The sequence below is a fragment of the Pyruvatibacter mobilis genome (genome assembly GCF_012848855.1).
Taxonomy (GTDB): domain Bacteria; phylum Pseudomonadota; class Alphaproteobacteria; order CGMCC-115125; family CGMCC-115125; genus Pyruvatibacter; species Pyruvatibacter mobilis.
The window spans coordinates 3,028,024-3,042,271 of the sequence record NZ_CP051630.1 but is presented as its reverse complement, the minus strand read 5'-3'; the positions used below and the strand labels follow the sequence as shown (position 1 = coordinate 3,042,271).

General features: G+C 67.1%; 13 protein-coding genes and 1 tRNA gene. 5 read left to right on the top strand and 9 right to left on the bottom strand.

The genetic code is table 11. The features are described 5' to 3' along the window. The first annotated feature begins 368 nt into the window (after positions 1–368). The 3 genes from HG718_RS14180 (at position 369) to HG718_RS14170 (ending at position 4,655) form a co-directional block, all read left to right on the top strand. Entirely contained in the window at positions 369–1,730 is a 1,362-nt protein-coding gene (locus HG718_RS14180; protein WP_160586292.1) for a parallel beta-helix domain-containing protein, read from the top strand. Next, on the top strand, positions 1,727–2,818 hold the full coding sequence (locus HG718_RS14175) for an SO2930 family diheme c-type cytochrome (protein WP_205345608.1): 1,092 nt from the start codon (positions 1,727–1,729) through the stop codon (positions 2,816–2,818). Before HG718_RS14180 ends, HG718_RS14175 begins: the two co-directional genes overlap by 4 nt. Before the next feature lie 112 nt (positions 2,819–2,930). Beyond that, the gene (locus HG718_RS14170) at positions 2,931–4,655 is read left to right on the top strand and encodes an N-acyl-D-amino-acid deacylase family protein (protein ID WP_205345607.1); all 1,725 of its coding nucleotides are present in this window, start codon (positions 2,931–2,933) and stop codon (positions 4,653–4,655) included. A 5-nt stretch (positions 4,656–4,660) separates the two neighbouring features. On the opposite strand, the gene HG718_RS14165 is transcribed toward HG718_RS14170, so the two are convergent. Together HG718_RS14165 and HG718_RS14160 are read right to left on the bottom strand one after the other, a co-directional pair. Next, a complete protein-coding gene (locus tag HG718_RS14165) occupies positions 4,661–5,044 on the bottom strand; it encodes a limonene-1,2-epoxide hydrolase family protein (protein ID WP_160586290.1) in 384 nt (127 codons plus the stop codon). Positions 5,045–5,074: 30 nt separating this feature from the next. After that, positions 5,075–5,539, bottom strand: coding sequence for a tellurite resistance TerB family protein (locus HG718_RS14160; protein ID WP_160586289.1), 465 nt, complete (start codon positions 5,537–5,539; stop codon positions 5,075–5,077). A gap of 211 nt (positions 5,540–5,750) precedes the next feature. Between HG718_RS14160 and HG718_RS14155 the strand changes: the two genes are divergently transcribed. After that, positions 5,751–6,200, top strand: coding sequence for a hemerythrin domain-containing protein (locus HG718_RS14155; RefSeq protein WP_160586287.1), 450 nt, complete (start codon positions 5,751–5,753; stop codon positions 6,198–6,200). 72 nt (positions 6,201–6,272) lie between these two features. On the opposite strand, the gene HG718_RS14150 is transcribed toward HG718_RS14155, so the two are convergent. The 6 genes from HG718_RS14150 to hemC all read right to left on the bottom strand — a co-directional run bounded on the left by HG718_RS14150 (position 6,273) and on the right by hemC (position 12,732). Beyond that, positions 6,273–6,348: transfer RNA gene (locus HG718_RS14150), tRNA-Thr, on the bottom strand. A gap of 159 nt (positions 6,349–6,507) precedes the next feature. After that, positions 6,508–7,677, bottom strand: coding sequence for an alpha/beta fold hydrolase (locus HG718_RS14145; protein WP_160586286.1), 1,170 nt, complete (start codon positions 7,675–7,677; stop codon positions 6,508–6,510). Positions 7,678–7,715: 38 nt separating this feature from the next. Then, entirely contained in the window at positions 7,716–9,467 is a 1,752-nt protein-coding gene (locus HG718_RS14140; RefSeq protein ID WP_160586284.1) for a heme biosynthesis protein HemY, read from the bottom strand. Next, complete coding sequence (locus HG718_RS14135; protein ID WP_160586282.1) at positions 9,464–10,963, bottom strand: COG4223 family protein; 1,500 nt, start codon at positions 10,961–10,963, stop codon at positions 9,464–9,466. The genes HG718_RS14140 and HG718_RS14135 overlap by 4 nt, the downstream gene beginning before the upstream one ends. A 95-nt stretch (positions 10,964–11,058) precedes the next feature. Next, positions 11,059–11,766: a uroporphyrinogen-III synthase gene (locus HG718_RS14130; RefSeq protein WP_160586280.1), complete on the bottom strand. Its 708-nt coding sequence runs from the start codon at positions 11,764–11,766 to the stop codon at positions 11,059–11,061. Positions 11,767–11,784: 18 nt separating this feature from the next. Next, a complete protein-coding gene (gene hemC / locus HG718_RS14125) occupies positions 11,785–12,732 on the bottom strand; it encodes a hydroxymethylbilane synthase (protein WP_160586278.1) in 948 nt (315 codons plus the stop codon). Positions 12,733–12,864: 132 nt separating this feature from the next. Between hemC and tsaD the strand changes: the two genes are divergently transcribed. After that, positions 12,865–13,911 carry a tRNA (adenosine(37)-N6)-threonylcarbamoyltransferase complex transferase subunit TsaD gene (gene tsaD / locus HG718_RS14120; protein ID WP_160586758.1) on the top strand — a complete coding sequence of 349 codons (1,047 nt, stop codon included), beginning with the start codon at positions 12,865–12,867 and terminating at the stop codon, positions 13,909–13,911. A 171-nt stretch (positions 13,912–14,082) separates the two neighbouring features. Here the strand turns inward: tsaD and HG718_RS14115 are convergent, their stop codons facing one another. Further along, positions 14,083–14,226, bottom strand: coding sequence for a hypothetical protein (locus HG718_RS14115; protein ID WP_160586276.1), 144 nt, complete (start codon positions 14,224–14,226; stop codon positions 14,083–14,085). Positions 14,227–14,248: the final 22 nt, after the last annotated feature.

Sequence of the window (14,248 nt, the reverse complement as noted above, 5' to 3'; positions counted from 1 at the left end):
TTTAACGGAGCAGTAATCATTCGATTCGCTGCTTCAATTTTAGGCATTCCGGGCAAGTGCAGGCGCGCAACAGCGCCCCGATAAAGCGCACTGCGTGCGCAAATTCATGCCCAGAAATCCACGCTCGCGGGCGCGTCGCCGCTTGCCCTAAATGATCCCCTTTACCTGCCCTTAGGACCCATCGCGGAGGCTGTCGGCGCGGCTCCATGGGCACCCGGCCCGCCCAAAGCACACCACGAGCCCGCCATGAACCCGCCACACGCCGAACGTGGCAATTTTCCGCTGCCCCGCCCCCATCCGGGCGCGCTAGGATTGGATGCCGGCACCAGAACCGGCCCAGGCAACAGGACTTTCGGGGGACGATCACCATGCCGCCTATCGCAGACATCCAAGACACAAGACGCTTCCTGCCCGGCACGACGGCTGCCCTCTTGGCGGCCCTGCTGGCCGCGCCGCTGACGGCAACAGCCCCCGTCGCGGCCTCGGCACAGGACGGCGGCACCGGCGATACCCCCGCAGCCGAAACGACCGAGGCCACAGAAGCCACAGAAACAACCGACGCCTACACCGCCATCCAGCAGGCGCTGATCATGGCCGAACCCGGCGCGGTCATCGAACTCGGCCCGGGCCGCTACGAACTCAGCGACGGCCTGTCGCTCAACGTGGATGACGTGACCATCAAGGGCGCGGGCATGGACAAGACCATCCTGTCCTTCCGCGGTCAGGAAACCGGCGCCGAAGGCCTGCTGGTGGAAAGCTCCGGCGTGACACTGATGGATTTCGCCGTCGAGGACGCCAAGGGCGACGCCATCAAGGTGATCGGCGCAGACGGCATCACCTTCCTGCGCGTGCGCGCTGAATGGACCAACGGGCCGGATGCCCTGAACGGCGCCTACGGCCTTTATCCCGTTGCCTGCAAGAACGTGCTGATCGACGGCGCGGTGGCGCGCGGCGCGTCGGACGCGGGCATCTATGTGGGCCAGTCCGACAACATCATCGTCCGCAACTCGCTGGCCGAATACAACGTCGCCGGTATCGAGATCGAGAACAGCTACGTGGCCGACGTCTATGACAATGTGGCGCGCCACAACACCGGCGGCATCCTGGTGTTCGACCTGCCCGGCCTGCCCCAGCAAGGCGGCCATTCTGTGCGCGTGTTCAACAACACGGTGATCGACAACGACACCCCCAACTTCGCCCCCGCCGGCAACATTGTCGGCGGCGTCCCCATGGGCACCGGCGTGATGGTGATGGCCAACTCCAAGGTCGAGGTGTTCAAGAACCGCATCGCCAACAACGCCACCACGGGCGTCCTCATCGTTGCCTATCCCAACGAATATGAAGACGAAAAATATTATCCGTACCCGGAAGGCATCTCCGTCTACGACAACAGCTTCGAGAATATCGGCTTTGCGCCAGACAACGAGATCGGCGAGCTGATTGCCTCCATCTCCGGCACGCCGGTGCCCGACATCGTCTGGGACGGCAACGTGCCCTTCTGGCACTACCTGGCCGGCATTCCTGAAAACCGGGGCATCTATGTCGGCGAGAATGCAGGCAGTGCCGATGACGGCAGCGCCAGCTTCATGGATCTCGACGTGATCCCCTTCTTCACCCTGAGCTGGTTCCATTCCCCGTCCACCGACCTGCCAGATCATGCAGGCGGCGTGGACGCACTGCCGGGCGCCACCCTGCCCGCCGACCAGGAAGAAAAGGCCCGCACGCTGTGACGGCACCGATTGCCATATGCCGCAAGATCCTGGCGGCGGCGCTGATCGCAGCCGCCAGTGCAGCCCCGCAGATGGCCGCAGCCGGGGTGGACAGTGCTGCCATTCAATCCGGCACGCCGCTCAAGACATTATCCGCCTACGGATTTTTCGACGATGTGCCCGCGCACAGCCCGGCAGACCGCGTGCTGCCCTATGACCTGATTACCCCGCTGTTCACCGACTACGCGGAGAAGCTGCGCTTCGTTTATGTGCCGGAGGGCAAGACAGCGGCCTACAACCCGGACGAGGTGTTCGACCTGCCGGTGGGCTCGGCCCTGATCAAGACCTTCACCTACCCCGCCGACATGGCGCGGCCCGGCGAAGATCTGCGTCACGTGGAAACGCGCGTGCTCGCCCGCACGGACAAGGGATGGCGCGCCTACCCCTATGTGTGGAACGCCGAGATGACGGATGCCGTCCTGTCACCGCTGGGGGCGAAACTGGATGTGAGCTGGCAGACCGTGTCCGGCGCCACGCGCACCATCTCCTATGCGGTGCCCAACATGAACCAGTGCCGCTCCTGCCACGTGAAGGGCCTGGGCCGCGACCGCGAGACCACGCCCATCGGCCCCGAGGCCAAGCACCTGAACCACGACTTCGCCTATGCGGACGGTGTCACCAACCAGCTGGTGAAATGGCGCCAGGCAGGCCTGCTCACGGGCGGGCCGGATAATCCCGCCGACGCCCCGCGCCTCGCCCGCTGGGACGACCCCGATGCCGGTCTCACCGAGCGGGCACGCGCCTATCTCGACATCAATTGCGCCCATTGCCACGCACCGGACGGCCCGGCGCACACCTCCGGCCTTTATCTCGACAGCCGCGAGACCGACCCTGCCCATCTCGGTGTCTACAAGCGCCCGGTGGCCGCCGGCCGCGGCTCCGGCGGGCATGACTTCTCCATCGACCCCGGCAGCCCCGCGACCTCGATCATCCCCTACCGGATGAACTCGACGGACCCGGGCATCATGATGCCGGAACTCGGCCGCACCACGATCCATGACGAGGGCGTGGCGCTGATCCGCGACTGGATCGCGGCGATGGACGAGTGAGCCCGGCCGAGGCCCGCATCAAGGCTGACTCGCCGCCCGCATCCCGCTAGTCTCCCCCCAAATGGCCAGGGCCCGATTGATGGCCCGGACGACGTTTCAGGGAGCAGACGACATGACCCACGATCTCATCATCCGCGGCGGCACCATTGCCGACGGCTCGGGCGAGGCGACCTTCACCGGCGACATCGCCATCAAGGATGACCGGATCACCGAAGTGGGCAAGGTCGCAGGCACGGCATCCCGCGAGATTGATGCGCAGGGCGCGCTGGTGACGCCCGGCTGGGTTGACATCCACACCCATTACGATGCCCAGGCCACCTGGGACGGCGCGCTGGCGCCTTCCTCCTGGCATGGCGTCACAACCGCCGTCATGGGCAATTGCGGCGTCGGCTTTGCACCCGCAGCCCCGGAAAAACGAGAATGGCTGATCGGCCTGATGGAAGGCGTGGAGGACATCCCCGGCGCTGCGATGACCGAGGGCCTGCAATGGGAGTGGGAAAGCTTCCCCGGCTATCTCGACGCGCTCGACCGCCGCTCCTACGCCATGGACATTGCCGCCCAGGTGCCGCACGGGGCCGTGCGCGGCTATGTGATGGGCGAGCGCGGGGCGAAGAACGAGGAAGCCAGCGCCGAGGACATCGCGCAGATGGCCGCGATCGTGGAAGAAGGCGTGCGCGCGGGCGCCGTCGGTTTCTCCACCTCCCGCACCTTCCTGCACAAGGCGATCGACGGCGAATATGTGCCCGGCACCTTCGCCACGGAGGATGAACTCTTCGGCATCGGCCACGCGCTCAAGCGCGCGGGCCATGGCGTCTTCCAGATGACCTCCAACCACAAGGACATGGACCGGGAATTCTCCTGGATGGAGAAGATGGCGCGCGAGCTGGGCGTCACCGTCACCTTCAACCTGGTGCAGACCGACGAGGCCCCGGAACTGTGGAAGAAGATGCTGGGCCTGCTCGACCAGGCGCAGGCGGATGATCTGCCCGTCTATGCGCAGGTGGCCGGCCGCCCCGCCGGCATCCTCATGGGCTGGGAATGCTCCGTACACCCCTTTATCGCCTTCCCCAGCTGGGCGGAGCTGGCGGCCCTCTCCGCCGCAGACCGCCGCAGCCGCGTGGCGGACCCTGACTTCCGCGCCAGGATGCTGGCCGAGACACCGGCCCCGCTGGAAGGCTTCGGCCTGTTTGTCACCCGCAGCTTTGAGAAGATGTTTGTGCTGGATGCGGGCGGCGGCCAGGCCCCGGACTACGAGCCTGCGCCCGAGCAAAGCGTCGCCGCTATTGCCAAGGCGAAGGGCGTGACGCCCGAAGAAATCATCTATGACGTGATGACGGCCAATGGCGGGGAAGGCCTGCTCTACTTCCCGCTGTTCAACTACACCTCCGGTGCCATGGACCCGATCCGCACCATGCTGCAGCACCCGCGCACCAATATCGGCCTCGGCGACGGCGGCGCCCATTGCGGCGCCATTTGTGACGCGTCGATCCCCACCTTCATGCTCACCCACTGGGTGAAGGGCCGCGCCCGCGGCGAGCGCCTGCCGCTCGAATTCGTGGTGAAACGCCAGACCCGCGACACGGCACTGCTCTATGGCTTCGCCGACCGCGGCCTCATCAGGCCGGGCCTCAAGGCCGACATCAACGTGATCGACCTCGATCACCTGTCGATCCCCGCCCCGCACATGGTCCACGACCTGCCCGCCCAGGGCCGCCGCCTCGTGCAGGAAGCCCGCGGCTACACGGCGATCCTCAAATCAGGCCAGGTGACTTTCGAAAACGGCGAAGACACCGGCGCCCGTCCCGGCGGGCTGCTCAGGGGGCCGCAGGCGGGGTGACGCCCCTACCCTGACACCCGCGCCATATCGGCCTCGAACTTCTTGAGGTCGAAATAGTCCCGCCAGGCGCGGATGATGCTGCCGTCTATTTCAAAGGCGCCCATCACCGGCAGCTCAAGCCACTGGCCGTTGATGAGGAAGCGGTCGGTGCGCTCGGTGAGGACGGTGCCGGAGGGCGTTTCGGCGATGCCGTGCATCACCCAGTCGATTTCGCTGGCGGAGTTGAAGAACATCTCCAGCACGCCGCGGATCGCCTCGGTGCCGGTGACAGGATCAAGCGGCAGATTGTGATAGAAGCTCTCCGCATCAAAAAAGCTCATCAGCCTGTCGAAATCGCGGGCGTTCCACGCGGCGACAAAGGCATCGACGACATCTGTGTTGGCGGACATGAGCCCCTCCCCGTTCCGGTCTGGTTGAGATTACTTCCCCATCAGCGCGAACAGCTTCGGCCGCATGCGGTCCGCATAATAGTCGGGCACGCGCAGCAGGGTGGCGGCGCGGGTCATCAGGTTTTCCTCAAACACATCCACCACGCCATCCGCGGCGACGATCTCGAACATCATTTCCAGGACACCGATGCGACCGTCCCGGTCGAGCTGCTCGGTGACCGTGCGGGTGAACTTGAACAGGTCCGTCGCCTCGCGCTCGGCGCGCTTGGCCTCGTCGAACAGCTGCTCGGCCTCCCGGTCGGTGAGATCAAAGCGGGCCTTGAGCAGATCAACGAGCTTCATCGCTTCCTCGATCACTTCCTCCCCGTCCACCGTCAGCGAGCGCACCAGCAGGGTGGCGATGGCCAGCCGCAGATCATGCTCTTCAGGGGCACCGTCGCCGGTGTCGCCCACCAGCGATTTGAACCGGGCGGTGATGTCGTCGAGAAAGCCCATGGGGATACGCACTCCATCTGATCGGTCTGCAGGGACGGGCCGGCACACAGGCCCCCGCCTCAGGCCGGCGAGGACCGCCGGTGCCCCGCAATATAGGCAGCCCTGCAGGCAGCGCTACCCCGGCGCCCAGGCCCGGAACAATTCAGCGCCGACCGTGTTTCCGTTGCATGGTTGAGAGGGGGGACACTTCAGCAAGAGAGCGCATTTCCCCATGAGCGACATCTTCGACGAGATCATCAAGGACCACGAATATCACCGCGCCCTGCTTCAGCGCGTGGTGGAGACCCACGGCAACAGCATGGAGCGCCAGAACGTGTTCCAGGAGCTGAAGCTGGACATCACCGCCCACGCGGACGCCGAGGAGCAGACCTTCTATGCGGCCCTGCTGTCCAAGCCCGACGTGCAGGACCAGGCCCGTCACTCGATCGCCGAGCACAAGGAAGCCGACGACCTGATCGAGAAGCTGGCGGAGATGGATTTCTCAAGCCCCGGCTGGATCGCCGCCGCCGAGGAGCTGCAGCACAAAATGGTGCACCACATGGACGAGGAAGAAGAAGACGTCTTCAAGCTCGCCCGCCAGGTGCTCTCCGAAAACGAGATCAACCAGCTTGGCACCAAGTTCCGCCAGCGCAAGCAGCAGGAACTGGCCAGCGCCGCATAAGGCTGCATGCCACAGGCGACACTCCGCCCAAGCGGCATCACGGAAACGGGTCTGAGAAATGGCCGGGGCCCGTGGTGCCGCTTGGGTGACTTGAACACCCGACCCCATCATTACGAATGATGTGCTCTACCAGCTGAGCTAAAGCGGCTTTGATCCACGGCGGCGGGCCCCGGTGATGGGGGGCTGCCCGGTCAGAGGAGGCGGAAAATAGGGGCATTGGCGCGCCATAGCAAGAGTGCCGGAGCGTCAATTTTCAGTCCCGCGTTCCGGCCCTGACCCTAGGCTGCCATGGTTAACAAATGCTGACCTAGTTGGCGGGTCCGGCTGCCTCTTCCCCCGCTGCGTCTTCCTCCGCAGCCTCTTCCACCACTGCATCGCCTTCCGGCGCTTCTGCACCAGACACGTCTGCGTCAGGCACATCTGCGTCAGGCATTGGGGCGAGGCCCGATTGCGGGCCTGTCACCGTCAGCGAACCGTCGTCTTCCAGCGTCACCGTCGCCTCAAGCGCCGGCATGCGGGCGGCATTGGCTTCCATGAAGCTGCGCACATCGGCCGCGCTCACCTCGGCCACTTCCTCCATCGGGATGTGGCCCACATTCTCGTAGATCACCAAGGTGGAATTGGGCAGCAGCGCGTGGAAGCGCTCCCCCACGCTGACCGGGATCAGCGGGTCCTTGTCGCCCCACATGACGAGCGCCGGCACTTCCAGCTGCCGCACCGTCTCGTCCGGCACGGGCGCGCGCGGCGTGGCGAAGCGCTTGAAGGTGGCCGGGCGCGTGCCCTCCATCACGTTGAGCTCGTAATAGCGGTCCACCATCTCGTCAGTGACGACGGACTGGTCGACGAACACCCCGCGGGTCGCGTCCTCGAAGATGAATCGCGGCGTCACCAGCATCAGCGCGTCGCCCACCACCGGCATGCGGACGAGGGAGAAGGCAAAGGACGCGTCACCGCTCGACACCTCGTCCTCCTCGCGCGCAATGCCCGCGGCACAGACGAGGATCAGCCCGTCCAGATCATCCGGATAGGAGACCGCGTAATTGAGCGCGACCGCCCCGCCCATTGAATTGCCCGCCAGCGTGAAGCTGCCCACATCCAGCGCTTGCACCACCTCGCGGGTGAATGCAGCCATGCCGGACACCGAGTAATCCTCGTTCGGCACGGCACCCGTCAGCCCGTGGCTCGGCATGTCGATGGAAATGATGCGGTAAGTATCGCCCAGGGCCGCCACCCAGGGCTCCCAGGTGTGCAGGGAGGCGTTGGAGCCGTGCACCAGCACCAGCACGTCCCCGTCCGGCCGGCCCTCATCGCGGACATGGGCGACGGCGCCCGACGGCAGCTCGATGAACTGCGAGGCGTCGCTGGCATATTTCGCCACCAGCTCCTCGCGCGGGATATCGAATTTTACCCAGGCCGCCGCGATCACCGCAATGGCAATGACCACGAGGGCGAGCACGCCCAGAACGATCCGCTTCATCATGCTGTCCCCCTTCGCGGACGAACGGGGACGCGCTGCTACCAGGAGCTGCGCCGCTCGTCGTCCTCGTCAAATGCATCCGGACCGGGATCATCAGGCCGCCGGGGCATGAAATCAATCTCTTCATGGATATCGTCGAGGACAGCCGCCTGGGCCGGAACCGCCCCCGGGGCAGACGAAACCGGGGCAGACGGTGATACGGGCGCGGAGGACGCCGCCGCAGCAGGCGCGGCCTTCATGGGTGCCGGGGCCGCAGGCGCCACAGGTGCCGCAGGCGCAACTGCCGGGGAGGTGGTCTTGCGGTCCATCGGCGCATCAACGGCGGGGGCAACCGGGGACACGACCCTGGGCTCGGGGGCGGCCGGCACGGGCGCGGGCAGCACGACGGCCTCACCCATCTGCGCCATGGCTTCCTCGGTGGAGGAGACCCGCGCGGGCATCACCGCATCCGTCGGCGCGCGCCATTCAAGCCGGTCGAAAGCACCTGTCGTGGGCACCACCGGCGACCAGTCCGGTGTGCGGTAGCCATCGGCCACCCACTGGGCATCCGCCGGGGCCTTGACCGAGCGCGACAGCCATTCACGGGTACCGCCCATATCGCCCATGCCTTCGGAAATCTCCGCCATCAAGAGGCAGATGCGCCGCGTGGGAAACGGCTCCGCATAGGAGGCAAGCTGCGCGCGCGCGTCATCAAAACGGCGCGCGGCAATGGCTGAGCGCGCCACCAGCACGCGGCTTTCCACATGGTCCGGGTTGCGGGACGCCAGCACCCGGGCGCGCTTGTAGCGCTGCTCCGCTGCCTCGTCCGGGAACAGGTTCATGAACACACCGGCCAGCTCCGGATGCGGTGCCCGCGCCCAGCCATCCTCGATGATCTTCTGCGCCCGCCGGGCCCGCCCGTCCTCGAAGACAAGCCGCGCCGCCAGAGCGGCAGCCGGCACGAGATCAGGCGCAAGATCGCGCGCCTCGATGGCATGGCGCAGGGCCTGGGCGCGGATCGCGGCCACGCTCTTGCCGCCGCCCTCGGGCAGATCCTCTTCATCGCGCGGGCCCTGCGGCTCGGCGATGCGGGCGGCTTCCTGCTGCGCCAGGCCCGTCAGCAGCACCGCCCGGCGGCGGCGGGCATCGGTGCGCTCCAGAAGGCCCTGGCCGAGTGCCTTGTCGAGGGTCTCAAGCGCAGCTGCATAGTTTTCCTGCCGCGCCTCGATGGCGAACTTGCCTTCAAAGGCCCAGGGCGTGGCGGGGGAGGCATCAAGCGCGCGGGCCGCATGGGTGTGCGCCTGCTCAAGATCACCCGCCACCATGGCGTGCTCGTAAAGGCCCTTGAGCGCCAGCGCGTGGGTCTCGGGTGCGGCCAGCATGGCGCGGAAGGCGCGGCCGCTTTCAGCCTCGTCGCCTGCAAGCTTGGCCGCCTGGGCCGACAGCAGCAGCGTCAGCGCCGGCTTGTCGAGCAGCTTGTCGGCCTTGTGCGCATAGGTCAGCGCTGACTGCCCATCGCCGGACGCAACCGCCAGAAGGCCGCGCGACAGGGCTTCATAGCCGCGCACTTCCTTCCGGGTGCGCCAGAAATTCACCACATTGCCCGGCCCGTGCAGGACGAAGCTGATGATCCGCTCGGAGAAGATCGCAAGGCCGATGAGCAGCGCCACCAGACCGAGCGCCGCAGCCACGCTCAGGGCGATCTGCGTATCGCCCACGGTCGCGACAATCTCGCCCGGCGCGCTGGCAATGCCCGCCGTGACGGCCGCGATGACGGCAACGATGAGAAAGTACCACAAGCCCCGGATCATTGTGCCTGGCCTTCCCCGTCATCCGTTGACGGAGCATTTGCGGATGCCCTGCCCGGCGCATGGGTCTGCGCCAGGTCAGAGAGAAGCGCCGCGCGCATCTCCGCCACCAGCCGGTCCGCCTGGGCGCGGGCGCGGGCATCGTCCAGCCAGGAGGCAAGCTCCCTTGCTGCCGCCCCGTCAATGGCTTCTGCCTCGTCCACCGCAGCGGCCACATCCGCCTTGCCGAGGGCAAGGTCAATCCGGGCGAGCCGCGCTTCAAGCCCGTCCCCCTCAAGCGCGCCTGTCTGGCGCACGGTGACGACCGACAGGGCATTGCCCGCAAGCCGGTCCCAGAACCCGTCGGCTTCGCCTGCGGCCTGCGCCCGCAGCGCCGCGCGTGCCACGGGCTGGAAATCCTGCTGCAGCCGGGCGGCGTCCTTGACCCCGCGCGCGGCATGGCTTTCAAGCGCCGTCACTTCCTCCGCATCCGGAGCAAGGGCCGCGACCGCCTCGAGCTCAACCTCGAAGGCGTCGCCCTCGCTGACAGCGCCCGCAAGACTTGCCAGCGCAATGCCGAGGGCGGCACGGCGGGCTGCTTCCGGCTGGTCGATCCGGCCTTCCACCTTGGCAAGACGGGCCTCGAAATCCGCATCAGCCTGCGCCTGGGCGTCGAGCCTGCTGTCGGTGGCCGCGATCGTGTCGCGGACCGCTTCCGCACGGGCACTCAGCGCGCCGATCTGGCTGCGCACGGTGCCGAGTTCCGTTGCCTGCGTGGTCTGCTGCGCACCGATGGCGGCAACGCCTGCCTCCATGGCGGCCACCCGCCGCTCGGCGGCCTGGGCGTTGACGATGGTCGCCTCGGCCTCGGCCACGCGCTCTTCAAGCTGGGCAATCACCGCCTGCAGGGCTTCGATCTGGTCCGGCTGGACGGCTGTCTCAGCCACCGCGACGCCTGCTTCGGCATCCGCAAGCCTGCCGTCGATTTCAGTAATGAGGCGCAGGGCGGCGTTGAGGTCGTCGGCGCTGGCCAGCTTCTCAGCGTCTTCGCCGGTGGCCGCGGCAAGCTGGGCCTGGACATCCGCAAGCCTGCCCTCAAGCGCGGTGCGCGCCTCCTGGGCGCTGCGCAGTTCACCGCCCAGGCGCTCGACATCGCGCAGCAGCGCGGCGATCCGCGTGTCGGCCGCGTCAAGACGCCCCGCCACGTCGCCGCTGGCAACCGGCCCGCTCACCGTGCCGCCGGTCAGCCCGCCGCCGGTGAGGGCCGTCGTGTTGAGAAGACCCGCCTGCCAGAAGACGCCGGTCAGCACCGCCGCGCCGATGAAGAACGCGCCGATGGAGGCCGCCACCGCCATGCCGCGGCCGGAGCCGCCATTAGCAGGTGCCGGGGCCGTATCGTCCGCCGGCTTGTCCGTCACGTCTTCCGCCGTGCCGTCGATCACCCGCGCCTTGCGCTTGTCGTCGCCTGAAGGCTCAGCTTCCGGGGAGGTCGGGGTGTCGGGGGTGTCATTGCTGCTCATGGACGCGCACGCATTCTTGTTCTGGCCGGGCCCGGCCGGTCTTTTCTGGCCAAGCCTGACCGATCACGGAAAGGAGATATGAAGGTAGCCTTCCGTCAGGGCGACAACAAGGCAAGGAGTTGGCCAGTTTCCGGGGCGGACGCGACCTTTTTGGGCGTCCGGGACAGGCCGCCGAGCGCGTCTGCCACCGCCTGCGACAGGCAATAGGCCGTGACGCTGCCCGCAGCATCCGACAGCCCCGCCGCCGCGACCAGCTCGGCATAAAGCCGGGCCGTGCGCGGGGAGAACAGAAGCACCCCGTCCAGACGATTGGCGTTGAGAGCGTCCGCTGCCAGCGCCGGCAGGGCATCGGCGGCCTGCGCCTCATAGGCGATGACCCGCGCAACATCATAGCCGCGGGCAGACAAGTCACCCGCGAGATCGCCCGCCGCCGCCTTGCCGGACAGATGCAGGAGCCTGCCCGCCCCCGGTGCAACGCGATCAGCAACCAGGGCCGCGAGGGAATGGACGTCACCGCCCGCTGGCGTCACCTCACCCCAGCCCGCCGCCCGCGCTGCCTCGGCACTGGCCGGGCCCACCGCATAAACGGGGATGCCTCGGGGCGGTGTGCCGATCATCTCGGCGAAGGCGCGGACGCCATTGGCACTGGTGAACAGCACGCCCGCAAGCCCTTCCGTCTCGAACGCAAAGGGGCGCGGGGCGATGGCCATCAGCGGCGCGATGACCGCCTCATGGCCGCGCGCGCGCAGCTCGTCCGCAAGCAGGGCGGCATCAGGCTCGGGCCGGGTAATGAGGAGACGCATGGGGGAAACCTGTCAGGATCAGGCCATGTTGGCGACGAAATCCTCGCCCGCTTCCGCCTTGAGCTTCGCGCCTGCCTCCTTGCCCATGGCAAGGGCATCCGCCGCTGCTGCCTCGCCCTCATAGCGGAACACCTGCGACCCGTCCTCCGCCAGCAATACGGCGGTGAGCTTCACCAGATCATCGGCCACCAGCACCGCATGGCCGCCAATGGGCGTGCGGCAGGTGCCGTCAAGCTCGGCCAGCATGGCGCGCTCGCAGGCCACACAGAGATGCGTGTCCGCGTCATCGAGCGCTGCCACAAGATGGCGGACGTCGTCGTCGGCCTTGCGGGTTTCGATGCCGATGGCGCCCTGGCCGACGGCGGCGATCATCTCCGGCGGCTCAAGCAGGCAGGTGGCCTTGTCTTCAAGGCCCAGCCGCTTGAGGCCCGCCAGTGCCAGCATGGTGCCCTGCACCTCGCCGCGCGCCAGCTTGTCCATCCGCGTCTGCACATTGCCGCGGAAATTGATGATCTCAACGTCAGGCCGCATGGCCTTGATCTGCGCCCCGCGCCGCAGCGACGCGGTGCCGACGACAGCCCCTTGCGGCAAATCGCGCGGATGGGCTGCCACCGGGCTGAGCCACACATCGCGCGTGTCCTCGCGCGGCAGCATGGCGGTGATCTCGAATTCTGCGGGCACCACGGTTTCCACGTCTTTCATGGAGTGGACGGCGATGTGGATGTCGCCGCTGCGCAGGGCGGCCTCGATCTCAAGCGCGAACAGCCCCTTGCCACCGATCTCCGACAGGGGCCGCGACTGCTCGCGGTCGCCCTTGGTGCTGATCGGCACGATTTCCACAGCCCCGGCCTCAAGCCCGTGCACGGCGATCAGCCGGTCGGCCACCTCATTGGCCTGCACCAGCGCCAGCGGGCTGCCGCGCGTGCCGAGGCGCAAGGGGGATGTGGCGGTGAAGCTGGTGGACATGAAACCTCGACGGATCAACGCTCTATGTGCTTTATGCGCGGTTTCCGCGCGGGGCCCATAAAGGCAGGCCCCGGCGGAAGTGACGCGATGGATAGCACAAACCGCCAGATGACCAACCAATCGAGCCACGAAATTACCGTTCTGGGCCTTGAAACCAGCTGCGACGAGACCGCCGCCGCTGTTGTGTCGGGCGTGCCGGGCCGGCCGGGCACCATCCGCGCGAACCTTGTGCTGTCCCAGTTCGACGAGCACGCACCCTATGGCGGCGTGGTACCGGAGATCGCCGCCCGCGCCCATATCGACCATCTGGATTCGCTCATCGCCTCCGCCCTGCGTGAAGCGGGCCTCGGCCTTAACGACGTGGACGCGATTGCCGCCACCGCCGGTCCCGGCCTGGTCGGCGGGCTGATGGTGGGGCTTGTGACCGGCAAGGCCCTGGCCTTTGCAGCGCAAAAACCCTTCGTGGCCGTGAACCATCTGGAAGCCCACGCGCTGACCGCCCGCCTCGTCAGCGGCACGCAATTTCCCTATCTGGTGCTGCTGGTCTCAGGCGGCCATTGCCAGCTGCTGGAGGCACGCGGCGTGGGGGACTACACCCTGCTCGGCACCACGCTGGATGACGCTGTGGGCGAAGCCTTTGACAAGACGGCGAAACTCTTGGGCCTGGGTTATCCCGGCGGGCCGCATGTGGAGAAATGGGCGCGCAAGGGCGATGCGAAGCGCTTTGACCTGCCGCGCCCGATGAAGGGCCGTCCGGGTGCGGATTTTTCCTTTGCCGGGCTCAAGACGGCCCTGCGCCAGACCGTGACCAAGCTGGTGCCGCTGACGGAAACAGACCTCGCCGACGCCGCAGCCTCTTTCCAGCTTGCGGTGGCCGACGCCATCGAGGACCGCACCCGCAACGCCATGCGGATGATGCGGGAGCGAGCCGGAACCGGAGACCCCATCCCCTTCGTTGTGGCAGGCGGCGTTGCGGCCAATGCAGCCCTGCGCGAGCGGCTTGAAACTTTGGCGCAGGCGGAAGGCTTTGACCTCACCGCCCCGCCCATGGCGCTGTGCACCGACAATGCGGCGATGATTGCCTGGGCCGGTGTCGAGCGGGTGGCGATAGGCTCCACCGACACGCTGGACGCCAGCCCCCGCCCGCGCTGGCCGCTGGCGGATCTCACCGCTGACTGAGTTCTTCTGATCAAAAAAAATGGGGCCGTACCCGAAAGCACGGCCCCAGTCGGAAACCCTTCGCCTGGGGTCCGGGGATGAGGACCCATATCGGCCAAGGGAGGAAGAGGGTGCGGACCCGGCGGCGGGCCCTGAGAGGAGGGGGACCAGGGCCGCCGGACCCGAATGCGATCAGAAAATGTCGGCTGCCTGGAACACCAGGGCCGCCGTGTACCCGGCCATGATCACCGTCCCGGCGAACACCACGATCTTGGTGGTCAGCGGAACCGGCAGAAGCTCAGGCAGGTCAGTCGAAGTCTTGCTTGCGTTGCTCATCGGTCGTCTCCATCCACACGCA